This window comes from Acinetobacter sp. yr461, assembly GCF_900110445.1.
GTDB lineage: Bacteria > Pseudomonadota > Gammaproteobacteria > Pseudomonadales > Moraxellaceae > Acinetobacter > Acinetobacter calcoaceticus.
This window is the reverse complement of the sequence record NZ_FODU01000002.1, coordinates 273,904-292,790: the sequence shown is the minus strand read 5'-3', so window position 1 is coordinate 292,790 and position 18,887 is coordinate 273,904. Positions and strand designations below refer to the sequence as shown.

Annotated in this window: 17 protein-coding genes; 7 read left to right on the top strand and 10 right to left on the bottom strand. The window is 38.0% G+C overall.

Annotated elements, in window-relative coordinates; genetic code table 11:
• Window positions 1–115 precede the first annotated feature (115 nt).
• The 4 genes from BMW38_RS05805 (at window position 116) to proB (ending at window position 4,079) form a co-directional block, all read left to right on the top strand.
• Complete coding sequence (locus tag BMW38_RS05805; protein ID WP_213031106.1) at window positions 116–841, top strand: MFS transporter; 726 nt, start codon at window positions 116–118, stop codon at window positions 839–841.
• A gap of 11 nt (window positions 842–852) precedes the next feature.
• On the top strand, window positions 853–1,527 hold the full coding sequence (locus BMW38_RS05800) for a hypothetical protein (RefSeq protein ID WP_209734166.1): 675 nt from the start codon (window positions 853–855) through the stop codon (window positions 1,525–1,527).
• Window positions 1,528–1,709: 182 nt separating this feature from the next.
• Window positions 1,710–2,930 carry an Obg family GTPase CgtA gene (gene cgtA / locus BMW38_RS05795; RefSeq protein ID WP_045125832.1) on the top strand — a complete coding sequence of 407 codons (1,221 nt, stop codon included), beginning with the start codon at window positions 1,710–1,712 and terminating at the stop codon, window positions 2,928–2,930.
• Between the two features lie 15 nt (window positions 2,931–2,945).
• A complete protein-coding gene (proB, locus tag BMW38_RS05790; protein WP_003650349.1) occupies window positions 2,946–4,079 on the top strand; it encodes a glutamate 5-kinase in 1,134 nt (377 codons plus the stop codon).
• Between the two features lie 27 nt (window positions 4,080–4,106).
• On the opposite strand, the gene BMW38_RS05785 is transcribed toward proB, so the two are convergent.
• Both BMW38_RS05785 and BMW38_RS05780 read right to left on the bottom strand, forming a co-directional pair.
• Entirely contained in the window at window positions 4,107–4,763 is a 657-nt protein-coding gene (locus BMW38_RS05785) for an HAD-IB family hydrolase (RefSeq protein ID WP_092706508.1), read from the bottom strand.
• Complete coding sequence (locus BMW38_RS05780) at window positions 4,730–5,938, bottom strand: DUF1615 domain-containing protein (protein ID WP_213031105.1); 1,209 nt, start codon at window positions 5,936–5,938, stop codon at window positions 4,730–4,732. The genes BMW38_RS05785 and BMW38_RS05780 overlap by 34 nt, the downstream gene beginning before the upstream one ends.
• Window positions 5,939–6,021: 83 nt before the next feature.
• Here BMW38_RS05780 and dusB point away from each other — a divergent pair, with 83 nt between their 5' ends.
• Window positions 6,022–7,047, top strand: coding sequence for a tRNA dihydrouridine synthase DusB (gene dusB, locus BMW38_RS05775; RefSeq protein ID WP_017387890.1), 1,026 nt, complete (start codon window positions 6,022–6,024; stop codon window positions 7,045–7,047).
• Window positions 7,048–7,083: 36 nt separating this feature from the next.
• Here dusB and BMW38_RS05770 read toward each other — a convergent pair whose 3' ends face one another.
• Together BMW38_RS05770 and BMW38_RS05765 are read right to left on the bottom strand one after the other, a co-directional pair.
• On the bottom strand, window positions 7,084–8,130 hold the full coding sequence (locus BMW38_RS05770; RefSeq protein ID WP_092706506.1) for an NAD(P)H-dependent flavin oxidoreductase: 1,047 nt from the start codon (window positions 8,128–8,130) through the stop codon (window positions 7,084–7,086).
• A gap of 117 nt (window positions 8,131–8,247) precedes the next feature.
• The gene (locus BMW38_RS05765; protein WP_092706504.1) at window positions 8,248–8,949 is read right to left on the bottom strand and encodes a VIT1/CCC1 transporter family protein; all 702 of its coding nucleotides are present in this window, start codon (window positions 8,947–8,949) and stop codon (window positions 8,248–8,250) included.
• A 267-nt stretch (window positions 8,950–9,216) separates the two neighbouring features.
• Between BMW38_RS05765 and BMW38_RS05760 the strand changes: the two genes are divergently transcribed.
• Together BMW38_RS05760 and wecB are read left to right on the top strand one after the other, a co-directional pair.
• Window positions 9,217–10,434, top strand: coding sequence for a tetratricopeptide repeat protein (locus BMW38_RS05760; protein WP_213031104.1), 1,218 nt, complete (start codon window positions 9,217–9,219; stop codon window positions 10,432–10,434).
• 1 nt (window position 10,435) lies between these two features.
• Window positions 10,436–11,578 carry a non-hydrolyzing UDP-N-acetylglucosamine 2-epimerase gene (wecB, locus tag BMW38_RS05755; protein WP_092706502.1) on the top strand — a complete coding sequence of 381 codons (1,143 nt, stop codon included), beginning with the start codon at window positions 10,436–10,438 and terminating at the stop codon, window positions 11,576–11,578.
• Here the strand turns inward: wecB and BMW38_RS05750 are convergent.
• The 6 genes from BMW38_RS05750 to BMW38_RS05725 form a co-directional block, all read right to left on the bottom strand.
• Window positions 11,563–12,483, bottom strand: a complete 921-nt coding sequence (locus BMW38_RS05750; protein ID WP_092706500.1) for a hypothetical protein — start codon at window positions 12,481–12,483, stop codon at window positions 11,563–11,565. The two genes, wecB and BMW38_RS05750, sit on opposite strands and share 16 nt — an antisense overlap.
• Complete coding sequence (locus BMW38_RS05745) at window positions 12,461–14,305, bottom strand: hypothetical protein (RefSeq protein WP_092706498.1); 1,845 nt, start codon at window positions 14,303–14,305, stop codon at window positions 12,461–12,463. Before BMW38_RS05745 ends, BMW38_RS05750 begins: the two co-directional genes overlap by 23 nt.
• Window positions 14,302–15,555, bottom strand: a complete 1,254-nt coding sequence (locus tag BMW38_RS05740) for a glycosyltransferase family 2 protein (RefSeq protein WP_092706496.1) — start codon at window positions 15,553–15,555, stop codon at window positions 14,302–14,304. Before BMW38_RS05740 ends, BMW38_RS05745 begins: the two co-directional genes overlap by 4 nt.
• Window positions 15,542–16,438, bottom strand: a complete 897-nt coding sequence (locus BMW38_RS05735; protein WP_092706494.1) for a hypothetical protein — start codon at window positions 16,436–16,438, stop codon at window positions 15,542–15,544. Before BMW38_RS05735 ends, BMW38_RS05740 begins: the two co-directional genes overlap by 14 nt.
• Complete coding sequence (locus tag BMW38_RS05730) at window positions 16,438–17,181, bottom strand: hypothetical protein (RefSeq protein ID WP_092706492.1); 744 nt, start codon at window positions 17,179–17,181, stop codon at window positions 16,438–16,440. Before BMW38_RS05730 ends, BMW38_RS05735 begins: the two co-directional genes overlap by 1 nt.
• Before the next feature lie 193 nt (window positions 17,182–17,374).
• Window positions 17,375–18,817, bottom strand: coding sequence for a cryptochrome/photolyase family protein (locus BMW38_RS05725; RefSeq protein ID WP_092706490.1), 1,443 nt, complete (start codon window positions 18,815–18,817; stop codon window positions 17,375–17,377).
• Window positions 18,818–18,887: the final 70 nt, after the last annotated feature.

Below are 18,887 nucleotides of genomic sequence, written 5' to 3'. Positions count from 1 at the left end.
AAGACCCAGTTTAGACTGGGTTTTTTTACAACCGTACAAAATATATGCTGACTATTTTTTGTAAATAAATGAGAATATGAATTAAGGAAAAAAAGAAAATAGTAAGGGATTGGAATTGTCGCAGTTTAAACGTTTGTTGGTCGTTTTTATATTTATCATTATTGCCAATTTATGTGGTGTACTCATTGCAATATGGGTGTTTAAGCATTTTAATATTTATATTCCACTGAAGAATCAGGCAGTTGCTATTGACTTGCAAGAACCTCTACAGGTTAAGGTTAAAGTACAAGATGCTTTAAATGTGGATGTAAAAGGGCGGGTAAATGCCAGTATTCCAATTGATGAGCAATTGAATATTCCATTAACACAAACGCTAACTCCGCGTGTTTATTTCGATAATATGGTGCCGATTAGCACAACAATTCCTGTCAAAGAAGTATTAAAAGTTGAGCAAAATTTACCAATTGATACCAAGGTTCAAGTCAGAGTTTTGGGGCGCGATATTACCTTACCGTTAAAGGGATCAATTCCATTAAAACTTGATGTTCCGATTGATATTAATGTTCCGCTTGAGCAAAGGGTTCATTTGAAATTTGATGCGCCAGTGCGGACAGTATTAAAAGAAAATTTACATATTCCTCTAAAAGCAAGATTAGATACAAATATTCCAATTGAGGGTAATTTGAGTGTCCCTGTTAAAACAGCGCTAAATGCTTCGGTTGATGTGAAAAATACATTACCTGTGAAGATTGCAAATGGTGAGTTAAAAATTCCTCTGTCCAGTATGCGATTAAATCGGGTGGTAGGTTCAGAAACGTCGCAGACGACAGCTGATCAATAGGGTGGATGGTAATGTTTCGTTCACTCAAGAGTATGCTCATCAGTTTCATTTTAATGATGATACTTGCCGCTGTTATGTTTTGGGTATACCTCAATATTCAAGCAAATGTAGTGGTTTCGGCTCATAACGCAGATATTAGTTTACCTGACTCTTTAGAAACAAAGATTCAAGTTGGCAACACTTTGCAAGTCCAATCTATTGGTAAACTTGATACAACATTGGATATAGACCGCCAACTGACTCTACCGCTGAAAGGGAAATATTTAGCAGATATCAGTTTTGCTGTAGAGACACCCGTTACAGTAAATGTTGATTATACAACGACTCTAAAAATTGATCAGGTTATGCCTCTTGAAACAACTACAGACTTGATCTATCAAAATAAGTTGTTACCTAAATTTCCACTTAAACTTGATATCCCCATAAAGTTAGATGTGCCTTTTCAGTTAAAGCGTAGTTATACCATTCCGATTAAAATTGTTTTTGATGGTCCTGTTTATTTTGAATTCGATGAGCCAGTAAATTTATCGGTTAAACATCAGTTTAAACCAAGTCTACAAGTGAATGACCCTATGGAAATGGGGAATGTCTCTTCATTTAATGCCATTATGTATAATTCGGTTCCAAAAACAAAAGCAAATCTTGATATGCAAATGACCTTACCTCTACGCAATGTTCATCCTTAAAAATTAAATAGTCATCCTGCATTTTATTTTCAATATAAGCTGTATTTGTGGATCTAAAATGCTTCTGATGACTTAAATATAAAAACAGATCGTTATAAATAGGAATTGTCCCATTTTATATTCGAGAATTTTATGAAAATATGGCAGAATAGGCGGTTTTAGAGTTTTTAGAGGATTGGCAGATGCGCTTTGTTGATGAAGCAGTCATTACCGTAGAGGCTGGCGACGGTGGCAATGGCGTAGCCAGTTTTCGCCGTGAAAAATTTGTACCATTTGGTGGTCCAGATGGTGGTGATGGTGGACGTGGTGGAAGTATCTATATTCAAGCTGATGATGATACGAGTACGCTAGTCGATTACCGTTACACACGTAAGTTCCGTGCTGAGCGCGGAAAGAATGGTGCAGGTGCTAACTGTACCGGACGTGGTGGTGAAGATGTGGTTTTAAAAGTACCTGTTGGTACAACAATTGTTGATACAGATTCAGGCGATATTATTGGCGATTTGGTTGAAGACGGCCAAAGAATTCTGGTTGCAGGTGGTGGTGATGGTGGTTTGGGGAATACCCACTTTAAATCATCAACTAACCGTGCTCCGCGTAAATGTACGACTGGTATAAAAGGTGAGTTTCGTGAAATTCGCCTTGAATTAAAAGTATTGGCAGATGTTGGTTTATTGGGTATGCCAAATGCTGGTAAATCAACCTTTATTCGTGCTGTAAGTGCTGCAAAACCAAAAGTGGCAGACTATCCATTTACAACCATGGTTCCAAATCTAGGTGTTGTAGATGCTGACCGTCATCGTTCATTTGTAATGGCCGATATTCCTGGGTTGATTGAAGGTGCAGCAGAAGGTGCAGGTTTGGGAATTCGTTTCCTTAAACATCTGGCACGTACGCGTATCCTTTTACACATTATTGATGTGCAGCCAATTGATGGTTCAGATCCGGCGCATAATGCAAAAGCAATTATGAACGAGTTAGTTAAGTTTTCACCTACTTTGGCTAAACTACCAGTTGTTTTAGTACTGAATAAACTTGATCAGATTGCTGAAGAAAGTCGTGAAGAGTGGTGTCAGCATATTCTAGATGAACTAGAGTGGACTGGACCTGTCTTTAAGACATCGGGCTTATTAAGTGAAGGAACGAAAGAGGTTGTGTATTACCTCATGGATCAGCTTGAACAACAACGTGAACGCGAAGTTGAAGATCCTGAATATGCAGCAGAAGTAAGAGCTTTCCGTGAACAACTAGAAGTTGAAACACGTGAACAAACCATTGCGGCAAAAGAAGCATATCGCGCTATGCGTCGAGCACAACGTCTTGAAGGCATGTTAGGCGATGATGATGATTTTGACGATGATGAAGACGACAATGATGTAGAAAGCGTCTACGTTCGTGACTAGAAAACCGAGGAAAACATGATAGAAGTGGTCGATGGGCAACGTCAGCTCAGTGAGTGTAAACGAATCGTTGTTAAAATCGGATCATCTTTACTCACAGCCAATGGGCAAGGTTTAGATTTGGATGCTATTTCGCATTGGGCGAAACAGATTGCAGATCTACACAATGCCGGACACGAAATTATTTTAGTGTCTTCAGGAGCTGTGGCAGAAGGTATGGTTCGTATGAAGCTTGCGAGTCGACCCACCGATCTACCCAGTCTACAAGCCTGTGCTGCGATTGGGCAGATGGGTTTAATTCATACTTGGTCTAGTGTGCTTGAAGAACATGGTATTCGTACTGCTCAGGTTTTACTGACACATGATGATCTGGCGGACCGCCGTCGTTATTTAAACTCATGTGATGCTTTGCAAAACTTGATTGATTGGCGTGTGATTCCGGTTATTAATGAAAATGATACGGTATCTACCGATGAAATCCGTTTTGGTGATAACGATACTCTAGCTGCGATGGTTGCAGGTCAGGTTCATGCAGAATTGCTGATCATTTTAACGGATCAGCAGGGTATGTTTGACTCAGACCCACGTCATAATCCTGATGCTAAATTACTCTCTACTGTTCGTGCTATGGACGATGTTTTATTCGAAATGGCTGGCGGTGGCGGTGTGCTTGGCAGAGGTGGTATGGTGACTAAAGTTCGTGCCGCACGTTTAGCTGCTAAGTCGGGTTGTCCAACGCTCATCGCAAGTGGTGAAAGTGATAATGTCTTATCACGTGCGATGGCGGGTGAAATGCTAGGTACGTTGTTTACTACAGATAAAGACCGTATGACTGCTCATCAACAGTGGCTCGCTGCTCATTTACAGACAGCAGGCCGTCTTGTAATTGATGATGGTGCTGTTGAAGCGATTAAATTGAAACATCGCAGTTTACTTCCTGTTGGGGTTAAAACTGTTGAAGGACATTTTGATCGTGGCGATGTAGTTGAATGTGTCGATAAACAAGGTAAACGTATTGCAGTGGGTCGAGTGAATTTTAGCTCACGATCTGCTGAGATTATTAAAGGCTTAGCCTCTGATAAGGTTTATCAAGTGCTTGGTGAAGCTCGTTCACTTGAAATGATTCATCGTGATCATATGGCGATTTACTAGATTGTTGTAAAATTAAAAAAGCTCGCTTTATGCGAGCTTTTTTTCTGGCGTTAAACGAGGTAGAACACGATCTTCACCCACCATGTACGGATGTGTGGCGAGACTCAACATGTCTAGGTCTTCTGAGCTATTACCGTAAGCATAAATTTGATGATAATGCTGTAGCGTATATTGCTGATGTACTCTTAATTTCTTTTGTTCACTACTACAATCTGGGGTGGAGTAGTAACCCGTCACTATGCCGTTTTTAATTTGAGTTTGAGTACAAATTAATTCGATATTTAGTAACTTGCACAGTGGGGCAAGGTAGACATCGATTGAAGCAGAAACCAGTACCACACGATCACCACGTAACTGGTGGTGTTGTAACTGTGCGAAAAGTTCAGGTGAGAGCGCAGAGACTAGCTCTTGTGCGTATTCTTCACCTAATCTTTGCAGTTCAATTGCGGAGGTATCTTTGAACATGCTGCGAAATAACTTGGCGCGCATAGCATGGGCTGGATAAAAGTTAAGATAGTAGGCTTGAATCCATGGCAGAATTTTTAAGCCTTGCTTAACAATGTGGCGCTTAGATAAAGCATAAAAGATGAACCCTGTAAAACTGTCTTTGCTACACAAGGTTCCATCAAAATCGAACAGGGCGAGACTTTTTATAGTCTTATTCGTTTCGCTCGTTGCATACATGATTCATATCGTCCGTTTACGCGGGTTGCATACCAGTTGGTATTATAGTCACGACTTAATTTTGGCCCAGAAATAACGACTTGCGGCATAATTGCATAGATAGGTTCTTTACCTGTCTTCGTTTTATAAAGTTTAGTCAGGGCAATATAGGTTTGTGTACTTTCAAACTTTTTCTCTTTTTCTAATTTAAGATCATCACGAATTTGTCTGGCCGTAACTAATACATTATTTTTTGCAAATACAGTAATCAGTTCTTTTTCTGACTGGCTCTGAGTCGGGCGCGGATCACCATCTTTTGTGTAAAGAAGTAGATCGCCATCAAGACTGATTTCTGTATCTGTTAGGTCCTTTAGCATGCTTTGAAATGCAGCATTACGGCTAGAATACATGCCTGAGTTATAGTCTGCAAATCGATAAATGGCTTTATCATAGTTAGCTGGATAAACCATTAAACGATGTATGCCATAATATAAACCGCCATATTCCGTATATAAGTCATCACGAAGTGCAGCGGTACTCATACTTGAGCGTTTATTGGCTTTCGCATAATTAATATGGACTTGCATAGAACCCAAGGTCGTAATAGGGTTCATTTTCTCGCCAATATCTTGACCAACCAATTTTGCTGCACCCGTTAATGCGCTCACATGGTAATGCTTAGCCATAAAATCGAAAATTTCTCGATAAAGTAAATCGAGGTCTTTCTCGGTTTTAACTTTACGCATTTGGCTCATATAGTTGTTATTAGGAGAAGGCTGAGTTTTTAGCACTTCTTCAAAATAACCAGCAATTGTTCCACCAATCGTTTTGCCAAGCTTATCTTCAAATTTTTCATTTAAACGCGTACTAACTTCTTCAACTGCTTTTTGACCTAATCCTGGCACTTGAGGGTTGGCGACAAAGTTAGATTCTTGATCTACTACTGCCACAATACTACAGACATTTTTCTTGGTTTTAGGAATATCCAAGTCTTTCATAATGTCGTCAATATCTTTAGCCCATGATTCACGGTCATGTACACGCGATGGAATTAGACGTTTAATCTGTTTGTTTTCTAGTTCAGGCTCATCATTGTTTGACCACCAAGCTTTATCACCACAAGCAGCTAAACTCATGCACACGGCAGCCATACCGAATGATTTTAATAAAAAACGGGAAGACAACGGTTTGTTCATGGCGAGGAAAGCACCTGCATAAAAAGATGAGCCGATTAAGCGGATGAAGTATACTATGTTGATCATCAATTGTATGAATATATATGTATATTGGTCCCTATCAACTGTCAAATAATTTAATCGTTGCTCCTATGGCGGGGGTCACTGACCGTCCATTTAGAACGCTCTGTAAGTATTTTGGCGCAGGCCATGCAGTCAGTGAAATGATGACTGCCGATAAGACTTTGCAGATGAGCAAGAAAAGCCTCTACCGTGCAAATTTTGATGGGGAACTTGCTCCAATCTCTGCACAAATTGCGGGTTCTGATCCTGAGCAGTTAGCTGAGGCTGCACGTCATCAAGTGGCAAATGGCGCCCAAATTGTTGATATTAATATGGGATGTCCTGCCAAAAAAGTATGTAATAAACTCGCAGGTTCAGCTTTATTACAAGATGAAGATTTGGTGGCACGAATTCTTGATACGGTGGTTGCTGCTGTTGATGTTCCTGTTACCCTAAAAACCCGATTGGGCTTTTTAAATGGTCAAGAAAATATTTTAAGGGTAGCAAAAAGAGCAGAAGAGGCAGGAATTGCTGCACTCGCCTTACATGGTCGTACACGTGAAGATATGTATTTAAATACAGCGCGGTATGATTTGATAAAACATGTCAAAGAATTAATCAATATTCCACTTATTGCGAATGGGGATATTGATAGCCCTGAAAAAGCTAAATATGTACTCGATTACACTGGTGCTGACGCAATTATGATTGGTCGTGCTGCTCAAGGTCGTCCATGGATTTTTCGTGAAATTGCTCATTATTTGAAAACTGGAGAGCATCTAGCGGCACCTAATATTGAAGAAGTTAAGCAGGTGTTACTTGGACATTTATCAGAACTTTATCAATTTTATGGTGAATATTCAGGCTGCCGTATTGCCCGTAAACACATTGCTTGGTACACAAAAGGATTACGTTCAAGTAACGAATTCCGCCAAAATATGTATAAAGTTGAAAGTACGGCTGAGCAAGCAATAGTGGTTGAAAACTATTTTAATCAGTTATTGGCTCAAGGTGATTTGATGAGCGATGTCCAAGTCGAGCAAATTAATTTATTGCAAACTCATTAAATAAAAAAGCCAGTATCTACACTGGCTTTTAAAGTCTTACTCATCTTCTAATATTTCTACCACTAACTGGTTAATCAGGTCAGCAGCATCTAGCTCTCTTATTTGCGATACATTACTACCGGCCCAAAAAGCACCATATCCATAGTCTTGATGTTTGCTTGCAATCGAATTTAATTGCTTCGCTAAGTCATAGGTATATGGATATTCTGGTTGAGGAGGGCGATTTGGTAAATCAATTTGTGTATGCCAGTGGTTCAATAGACCACGGGCTGGACGACCAGAAAGACTCGCACTAATTTGTGTTACTGGTTCATTAAATAAAGCTTTACGATATTCAGTAGATGCATTGGATGATCGACATTGAACAAAAGCGGTCCCGAGTTGAACAGCCGCAGCTCCTAAGCTCAACATATGTCGCGCTTGTGCTCCATTCATAATCCCACCAGCAGCTACTACAGGCAACTTACAGTGTTGTACAATAAGCTGGACTAAATCGCTGGTTTTGATGGCTGCATCAAAGGTTTTATTAAAGATTCCACGATGACCACCTGCTTCAATACCTTGAGCAATAATAATATCTACGCCAGCTGCTTCAATAGCTTGTGCTTCAACTAAATTGGTAGCAGAAACCATCGTTAAAATTCCTGCATTTTTTAAAGCCTGAATTTGATGTGAATGGGGAATGCCAAAATGGAAACTAACAGCTTTAGGTTTTGTTTCTAATACGACATTTAAAAAGTCATCATTATCAAGAAAACTTGGATAAATGCAGTTCAAATTTTGAGGAGGTTGCTCACCAAACTTTTCAAATTGTGGACGTAAATATTCAATCCATTGTGCTGAAGTTTGAGGATTAAGTTGCTCTGGTTGATGGCAGAAAAAATTAACCTGAAAAGGTTTCTCTGTAAGCGTTTGGTTTTTTAAAATCTGTTCGCGCGCACTTTGAGCCGTGTTTGCTCCGAGTCCTAATGACCCAAGTCCCCCTTGATTAGAAACTTCCGCGGCAAGTTCGGGGGTAGATACACCTGCCATGGGGGCAAGAAAAATTGGATGTTTAATTTCAAGTTGTTGTAACAGGGTCATTTTATTCACCTCATTTCTTTATGTTCACCATAACGTGGAATTTGAATCAAGAGCAAATAATATTGGCTATTTAGTTTTTAAATATTTAATTCTTGAACTTACATAAGTTCTGGTTTTTTAAAGTGGAGTAACATGAAACAAAGAGCCGATCCAGCTTGAAAAAGCCATTGCCAGAATTCCCCATAGAGTAATACGTAGACTACCTTTAAGTTTAGAAGTACCTGCAAAATGACTCGATAGGGCACCTAAAAAAGCTAATGAAATAATGCCAAATAATAAGACCATTTTTTCAACCCAAATGTCTGGACTGATTAAAATAGCGAGCATAGGAAACAATGCACCAAATGAAAATGAACTAGCCGATGCAAGAGCTGCTTGAATTGGATTTGCAGCTGTATTTTCATGGATACCAATTTCATCACGGGCGTGGGCACCTAAAGCATCATGGCTAGTGAGTTGTATGGCAACTTGCCTTGCTAAATCAGGTGCCAAACCTCTTGCTATATAAATTTGGGTTAACTCATCCAGTTCCCGTTGTGGGTGTTTTTTTAGTTCTTGTGCCTCAAATTTTAAGTCTGCTTTTTCAATATCTTCTTGAGACTTTACAGAAATATACTCTCCAGCAGCCATGGAAGTTGCACCAGAAATTAAACCAGCAATACAGGCAATAAAAAGAGTATGAGCAGACGCTCCACTTGCAGCCATTCCCATAATTAAACTAGTAACAGAAATAATCCCGTCATTAGCTCCTAAAACGGCGGCTCTTAACCAACCTGAACGGTGAATAAAATGATGTTCTGGGTGTTGGGAAAAGGACATATCTTTACCTAATTCTAGTTATTTATTTTTATCTTATCCTATAAGATAATTTACAATAATACGATTAAAAAATGTGTCATTATAGGAAAAACAATCAGATAAGCGCTTTTCAAAACATAATATAAAAGGAGATAAAATGAATAACTTATGGAACCCATCCAGTTACCCCAAATAGTGTAATTTATGAGCTTAATTATAATATTTATTGATTAAATTTGAACTTTGTTTCTAAGCATAGATTCTATCCAATTTACTCTAGAGGTCTCAATGAACAATAAAACAATAAAATCTCTAACTCGTTCCTTTATCGTTATCGGTTCGCTTTGTCCAACTTTAGGCTTCTTAACTATTGAAACTACATTTGCCCAAGAAATCGTTAATCAGGAATATAAACCCGGTAACCCGATTTATGATAAATGGGACCAATTTTATAAAATTGAGAAGACTCAACCTGAAAATGCGGAGAAGTTATTATTAGAACTCGGAGAGATGACACCACAAGATATTAAGGTATGGAAAAGCTTAACCTATTTACAGATTAGATTAGGTAAACAAGACGCCGCTTTGCAAAGTCTAAGAAAAGCGGAGGCATTAGATCCAGCAGATGACACTTTAAAACTACAAGAAGCCTATCTACTCAATTCGCAAAAAAATAATAAAGAAGCTTTGGTAGTTTTCAAGGAGCTTACACAATCTAAAGATGCTGATATTGCCAATAAAGCGACACAGGCAGTAAAAAACCTGAGCGGGGGCGAGGTGAAAACTTACTTCCGTGATGTTTATTTTGCGCCTTCATATGAGTCACGTTATGACGATGTGATTTTCCCACTCAAAGCCCGTTACGGTAAAAACTTTGATAATGGTCGAGCACAAGTATATGGCTTTTTAAACTTAAACCGTGACACTCAATCTCAAGGCGGGGTACGTCCTGAAATTATTGATGAAAATGCAGTGACGCTAGGCGTGGGTGCTAATTATCAACCTTGGACTTCAATCCCTGTGCGTGCATATCTAGAAGTTGGCGGAAGTTACGATCTGATTGACCGTAATAGAGATAAATTTCGTGAAAGTGTAGTGGGTGGCGTTACGGGTTACCAAGAGTGGAATTCTCAAAATAATTGTAATAATTCACTTTGCTTTAATGATTATTTCACCGACTTGTATGGTAACGCGGCAACTTATTCTAGAGAAGATTATAACGTTATTGGGGATTTACGATTACGTACGGGTTTAAATGTCTATAAAGGTGAGAATGGAACTGTCCAAGCTTATGTGAAATTGCATGGCTTAGCCGATAGTAAAGATGAATATTACAATAATTTATTTGAATATGGCCCCGGTATTTCGTGGCAGCCTTTTAATTATCAACCTATAAAATTACGTGTTGAACGACTATATGGCAATTACTTTAAAGATGTGCCAATAGATACGAAAGATCATTACAACAATACGCGAGTAGAACTCGTTTTTTATAAGGATTTCTAAAATGAAGAAAATTTTTATATCTATTGTATTTGGCACCCGTCCAGAATTAATCAAACTTGCCCCTGTTATTTTATTGGCAAAACAAGATTCACGTTTTCAAGTTGAGGTTATTTTTACGGGGCAGCATGATGAGTTGGTAAGGGATGCGATAGATTTCTTTGGGGTTGAAATTGATCATCGTCTTAAAATTATGAATGCGGGACAAAGTTTAAATCAGTTATTAATACATGGTTTGAGTCAAATCGAACAGGTATATACAGATGGTCAAAAAAGAGATGCAATTGTTATCCAAGGGGATACAACGACTGTTTTAGCGGCAGGTTTAGTCGCGTTCTCTATGAAAGTACCTGTTGCGCATGTCGAAGCGGGTTTACGTTCTTATGATTTAGATCATCCTTTTCCTGAAGAAGGGAACCGTCAGTTAGTTTCCCGTATTACAAAATGGCATTTTGCCCCAACTGAGCAATCAAAGAGAAATCTACTCAATGAACAAATTTCGCCAGAACTCATTACGGTTACAGGCAATACAGTTGTAGATGCTGTGTATTTAGGGCGCAAATTAATTTCTGAAAAATCTGGTTTGAAGAACCAGCTTGAACCTTATGGAATTCAATTAAAGCAAGATGACAAAGTTGTGCTTATTACGGCTCATCGCCGTGAAAACTTTGGTGAAGGAATTCAAAACATTTGTAATGCAGTTGAGCATTTAGCAAAGGGGCATCCTGACTTACATTTTATTTGGCCAGTTCATTTAAACCCTGCCGTGCATGATGTTGTACATAATAAGTTTAAAAATCATCCCCAAATCCATCTTGTTAAACCATTAGACTATCCAAGTTTATTGGCAGTCATAGACCGATCTACATTTATTTTGACAGATTCGGGTGGCTTACAAGAAGAGAGCCCATCATTTAATAAGCCCGTTTTAATCTTGCGAGATACCACAGAACGGCCTGAAGTTGTTGAAGTTGGAGCAGGTGTTTTGGTCGGGACCAACCAACAAAGAATTATTGAGGAAGCCGAAAAGTTACTCACCGACCAACAGCACTATGAAAAAATGGCGCATGTAGAAAATCCATTTGGTGATGGGCAAGCTGCTCGGCGTATTCTTGACCAAATTGCTAAATCTTATGAATTAGCATAATTATGAGTTAAAGATTTATTCTCACTTATGGAGGTATTCTTACCACCATAAGTGAGGCGATACCACAAGCTCACAATATTGACGCACCAACGGTTCATATAGTGAGGACCATCAAAAATATAGACAGTTTTTCCTTCATATGCTTTCAGTTGAGAAATAATTTCCCAAGGATAGGCAGCTCTAAATTGTCCATTTTTTTTAACTCTAAAAGCTTCTAGCACTATAATGACTTTATCTTTTCCAAGCTTTTGTTCAAGCTGGTCTAAAATATGTTTGGCTTGCTGAGGGGACCTTACACCTACGCCAACCCCATCTTGGAAGAAAACACCGTTATGTTCCGGTAACCAGCTTTTAACCCATAAATCATAATGTTCGGGTTCGCTTTCACCACTATAAATACTCACCCAGACTGGTACTGGAAGTTTAGTTAAAACTTCACCTAAAGCACTTACTCTTAACCAAGTTGGATCTGCTTCCACGGGAAAATAATAACCTTTAGGAACCGTTTTTTGCTCTTTTATAATTTCGGCAGATTTTTCGCCTAACTCAGTTACATTTGCTCGAGCTTTAGGTTCATTATATTCACCTGCTAAACCCAAGATTAGATTTTTAGCCCACGGCTCTTGTTTAATTTTTTCTAAATTAATTGCTTTTTCCCATTGAGGAAAGTTTGACTCTTTCCACCATGATTTAGACTCAACAACAGACCACTGGGGAACAAATGTGTTAACACCCAAATAGTGCCAGTTTCCTTCTGGTGGGGTCGTGTTATTGTCAGGTTGCCAAAAAATTCCTTCAATATGTGGGGCTTGTCCTTGATGTCTGAACAACCCCGCACCAGCCATAACACTACATATAATTAAAATAATAAAAGTAGCTATTTTAATTGGTATCTGTTTTTTCATTATTTCGTCTTAACCAGTACCACAAGAAGATAATTATTATCATAATTGCAGAGATAATCACAACTAATAAGAAGAAAGAAGATTGTTGGACTAAAGGCGCTTTTTGATTTCCGACAATGAGTTTTTGTAAAACATAAATATTTCCATTTTCTGAAACCAACATTTTTGTCACGTTATTTGGAATTTTATGTTGTATTTTCTCCCAAAGATGCATAAAGCTTTGTGCACCACCTTCTGAGTCGGTAATCACATCAAAACGGTTATTGTTATAACTCACAATAAAACCATTAACAGCAGCAGGTGCATAAATAATATCTTGATGCATTAATACCTGTTGTCGATAAATATCTTTATTCACACGGACATTTATGGATTGAGGTGTATTTGGTGAGAAACGTACAAGGTTTAGCGGAATAGGAGCGTCTGTTAACAACATTTTTTTAGCAACTTGGCCCAGAATAATAGCAATATTTAAAGCGCCAGATTGGTCATCAATGGCAATGGTCGGAGTGGTGGCCAGAGTCATAGAAATTGCAGCTACTCCATTTTTGAGTTTATGTGGGAGTTTTACTGTCGATTTGGCCGTATCAATCCAGAGTGAGCCATGAGCATTAGGTAAACACTGAGAATTGGCGATCACTGAGTTTTCAAGTTTTAGGCTGAAATTGGTTGTATTTGAAATCGCTTTTGCAAAAATATTGAATTGTCGATTTACTGGGTCTGAAGCAAGGTCAGCTGTTTTCATACTTCCTGCTAACCCACCATCAAGCCAGGCTGTAATATTTGAACCTTGTAATAAACCACTTTGAATACGAAGAGCGATCTGTCCTTGCAAAATATCAGTGGGTTGCCATACAGCTGGGAAATCAAGAAATAAGTTTTTTTCAGCATGGTTCAATCTGAAATCTTCAATACCTAAGTCTGCAAGTGTATTAATTTTCTTAAATTGGGCCCAAGCTGGGTTTGAAATAGTCGTTGGAAAAATCGCACTTCCTGTATTAAGTTGCTGCACATAAGAGGGATTAATTAATCCATTTATAGCAGCAGTGAGTTCTTGTGGTGTGTGATAAGTAATTGAAAGAGTCGGCACACCTTCTGCTGGTTTTGCAATTTGTACTAAAGCCCCCCCTTTGAGTGGCGTAGCTGAGCGAATCACTTCAATAATAAAATTTGTTTCAGGGTTTAAGTTAGTTTGACCTGAATCAACCCATTCAATTGGCGTTATTGAGGTCCATGAACTTGCTAATCTAGCCAGCATGGAAGCTTCTACAATCTCTTTACGGTTATATTTTAAAATACCAACAAATGGAGTAGGCCGTCTCGCTTGTGGATTAGCTAAAGCATCTGGTAAGTCTTTTAAACTGTATTCATTACGAATAGGCGTAAAATCGAGTTGAGAATTACTTAAATAAGTTAAGTGATCAATATCTTCAGAACAAAAAGAATCCTTAGTTTGATTCAGAGTGGTGGGTTTCGCATATTGCTGAATAATAAAATCTAAACGATGAAAGCCACTCTGACTTGCTGGGATATCAAATTTGAATTGACCGTCCCCACTCAGCGTAGTGTTATAAATGAGTTTATCATCATATTTTACGAGTAAAGTTGTATCACTTTCAGTGGAATAATCACTTGAAAATTGAATGTTTTGCCACTGAGCACCTTTTCCAATATAGAAAAAATGGGGCTCGACCGTATATTTAGTGGAGGTACTAATATCGTCTAGTTCCCATGTGTTTGCATAACTAGAAGCCACAAACATGAAACTGGTGCTGGCAAGGAGTGCTTGAACCATTTTGTAGAAATTAGAAGAGTATTTCATTTTTTTTTCTCCTTGCTACGTTCCGTTTTGTACCATTGAAGGGAGTTGCCCTGTATTTTATTTTTAAGCATGTCATATGCCGCTTTAAATACAATAAATAGAAATATTTGTGAGTAAGTTACATAAGATAAAACAGAGTAAAAATAGAGTTCTGGTTTGGCCCTTTCTAAAGATAGGGTAAACCACATTTGTGCAACGTACAGGCAAAACGAGAGGCCCCACAATAATGTGAACGGACCAGGAACCGAAATACCTGCAATACCGAGTAACCCAAGGGCTAAAGTAATATGACTCCAGAGTAATGCGGGTACGAAAAGTACGTAGCACATAATGTTATTCAGAATTTCAATTCCGATAGGAAAAGGTGTTCTTAACGCTACAGGTAAATATTTACGAGTCACATAAAAATTACCTTGAGTCCAACGTGAGCGCTGTTTAATAAATACACTCAAAGATGGTGGATCTTGCTGCCAACCAATTGCGTAGGGTACCCATTTAATTCGTTTTTGGCCGATAAAAATCCGGAAGCTCATTTCAGTGTCATCGACCAATGATTTCTCATCAAAACCACCTAAGGTTTCTAATGCATCACGCCAAATGACATAGTTGGTACCCATCAATGTGGATAGTTGGAAACGTTGCCAGCGGCCGCCTTGAAATATCCATTGGAAAAAGATGAACTCAATTGCGATAAATCGGGTCAAAATACTATCTTGCCAATTACGGGTTCTTACTTTGCCATTTACAGCAACTAATTTTTTATCAGCAATTAGCGTTTGAGCTAAGAGACGGACACAATCAGGCTCAGGTGTACTATCTGCATCATAAACAACAATGAGTTCACCTTTGGCATGAGGTAAGCCATTATTAAGCGTTCTAGATTTACCTTTGCCTCCCATTCCTTTAGGAACATTGACAATTTTTATGCAAGGATAAATTTGCGCTAGATTTTCGGCAATTTCTAGGGTGTTATCTTTAGAACCGTCATTAATGAGCAAAACTTCATATGCTTCGGCTGGATAATCCTGTTGAGCGATTGCATGTAACGTATCTTCAATCACTACGCCTTCATTATATGCAGGAATCAAAACACTCAAAACAGGCCATCTGTCTGGTATGGGAAGATTCTGTAACTCTTTTTCCGCCGTTTTTGAATATTTCCAAGCCTGATAGCTTAACCATGCCCAAAACGCTTGCGGAATCCAGATTCCCAAAAAACCAAATAGGAAGAGAATATCAATGGGGGCCATTTGATTTAACCCTCCTAATAATAGACGAGATCAGCAATAACAATAAAATCAGCCCAACTACCAAAGAGATCCATGAAATATAACTGCCGAAGGTACCAAGAAGGTCAGGATAGGTACTAGTTAAAATCAAATCGAGTGGTACTACGACTGTGCTTAAAGCAATAAAGATGTATCCAATAAAACTAGTTTTTACATGTTCGGGCGTACTTATATAATTGATATGATTAAATCGCCATGATATTCCGAGTTGAGGGTATCGAATATTTGTGGTTGGTAAATCAGCAGGAGGATTGATAATAATTTCATAACCCGAAACATGACCATCAAAACTTTTAGCCGAATAAAATAAGTGCTGTTTTTGTCTAATCTCTCTAGAGGGCAGAGGAAGTATCGAAGGATTGAACTGAACAATATAGCTGCCCGCAGTTTGTGAAATTAGGTTTTCATCCCAACCTGTAGAAACAAAAGCAGCCATTGGTCGTAATCCAATTGCGGTGGAAAATGTCGCTTTTGCTGCAAAATATTTAGGCTGTTCAGGTTTGAAAAGTACAATGGGAATTGCACCTTGGGTGACAGCTTCTTTTAATAAGAAATAATGAGAAAAGCTAAAAACTTCATCTGGTAATATGATGCCAGGTTTTATACCTGTATGAATAAGCCTTTGAAAACTATCCGAACTGATCTGGTCAATTGTAAAGACAGGCCACCATGTGTCCTGTGATGGGAAAAACATGGAAAGGTCATTAATATTCTGAACTTCGGTTTTTGTTTGTTCAGCTTTAATTTCACAATGATAATATTGACGATAGAACTGCTGCAAAGTGCCATCTGGATATTGGCTAGATGCAATAATAATTCCACAAATATTAAGAAGATTAGACATTACGTAATCTCCTCTTCAGGTGGAATCTGAATAATTTTATATTCTACTTCAAGCCGCAAGGTCATAATTTCTTTTAGCTTTTTAATAAATTCTGGTTCTTCTTCCGTTTTTTTCTTGCGAATAACAATGCTGTATATCGTTTCTAGATCATCATCAGCAAACTGGAAAACAATTTCTTGTGGATGATGCTGGCTCAAAATTTTAATCATTTCATTTTGAGTGGTTTTCCATACATCATCGCCTAACATTTCTTTAATTAAGCTTCGGTTGAGAATTCTAATTTCAAAGACTTCATAGTCTTGTATGTGATGATGATCAAGAAGTTTAAAGAAACTACGTTGGAAATATTTGAGTGCGCTAAGCGGGAAAATATCACGGCGATAATTTCGATCATAACTCTGTATATCACGATATTTTTGAACGTTAATTTCAATATTGTGGCGTACAGCACTAAGAAAAAGTGGAATAAGGGGAATAATAAAAAGTAAAAGGAGCTGACGTTCAATATGTGTTTGCGCCCCTAGGTCGAGTAGAAAATATACTGCAACGCCTACGAAAGCGATTAAACCAACAATTAAAGATGCGCCGACTTCTAAAAAAGCACCAGAAATTAAAAGAATAAGAATAAAAATCCAGCTTCCTCTAAAGCTTACAGGCAACCACTCATATGCCACCATTCCCATAAAGAGGTGAGCTGCGATAATCCATAAGACGAGTGTTCTTCCAGGGTTCTTTTGTTGCATGCGCGCTCTGGCTACCTTTTTTTGTAATGTTAATTTTTATACTTTTCTAATGAACTGTGACGTTTTTTGAATTTATTGTTGTGTTTGTCCTTTTATAAATCCCTTTATAATCATTTTTAGAGTAAAGTCACAATATAGTCAAATTTCTCGTTTTTTTTTAATCAAAAATAAACACAAAAGACAGAAGTGGCGTCTAAAGATTCTTGAATGTTTCAATTGCGTTGATACGCGTTTCTTTTAAATCAACAATTGGCTTTGGATAATTCAATTGAAGATTAGTTTTGGTTGAGTAGGGTTCATGAATCATTTTATTGTCTAGATGAGCTAATTCATCCACCCATTGACGAATATAGTCTCCATTTGGGTCAAATTTCTTAGATTGGGCAATAGGGTTAAAAATTCGAAAGTAAGGTACAGCATCAGTACCAGTCGATGCACACCATTGCCAACCCCCATTATTCGCAGCTAAATCACCATCGATTAAGTGTTCCATAAACCATTGTTCACCAACTCGCCAATCGATGAGTAAGTTTTTACACAAAAACATAGCGGTAATCATGCGGACACGATTATGCATCCACCCAGTTTTTTGTAGCTGACGCATGCCTGCATCAATAATCGGTATGCCTGTTTGACCATTTTGCCATGCGACCAAATGCTCTTGATTATTTTCCCACTTAATATTTTGAGTATTTTTCTTAAAAGGATAGTGTTTAGATACGTGCGGAAAATCAAATAAAATATGTTGATAAAATTCACGCCAAAGAAGCTCATCTAACCATGTTTGCTGACCTTCGTTTGCCAGATGAAAGTTGCCATGTTCAGCTCGGAAAAGGGCTTGTAAACATTGACGGATAGATAAAACTCCAAGATTTAAATACGGAGAAAGTTGGCTAGTTCCTTTTACATTTGGAAAGTCACGTTCTAATTTATAATGAGATAAATGATCTTCAATAAATAAATCGAGCTGATCCAGAGCAAAATCTTCTCCGGTCGGCCATAAGTCTTGTTGCTCTTTCGAAATTGATGAGTCAAAAAAAGCTTCAACATCTTCTAGATCTAAACTTTTTATATTTGAAAAAGACTGCGGATAGGCATTTTGTTTCTCAGGAATTGGATAGCACTGAGGCAAGCCACTTATATCTAGTTTCGAATAACATGCTTTTTTGAATGCACTGAAAACTTGATACGGTTGCTGTGACTGATTACGAATAGAACGTAAAGGGAAAATCGTACGGTCATGAAATAAAAAAAGTTCTTTACTCTGCTGATTTAAAGCTTGTTGTACAGTTTTATCTCTTTTCAACTCATTCACACCTACTTCTATATTTGAGTAAACATTTTCGATATAGAGTTGTTGAGCGAGTTTATAAATATAGTCTGCAATATCTTTCCAGTAGGGAATAACTTGAATGATAAGTGGAATATTAAGCTGCTCTAATTCTTTTTTAAGTTGTTGAAGCTGGCGTAAATAGAAATTAATTTTTATAGGTGCATCGTGATGTATTTTCCATTGTTCAGGCGATAAAATAATTAACCCAATCGAAGGGCCTTGTTGGCAGGCATGCCATAACGCAGCATGATCCCGAACTCTCAAATCCTGACGAAACCAAATAAGCTGATTTACGTTTGACATGAAAGATACCTTTATAAAGTTGAGTGAGTTAGAGGTTTGTTATCAAGATATTATATAAAATAAAGACATA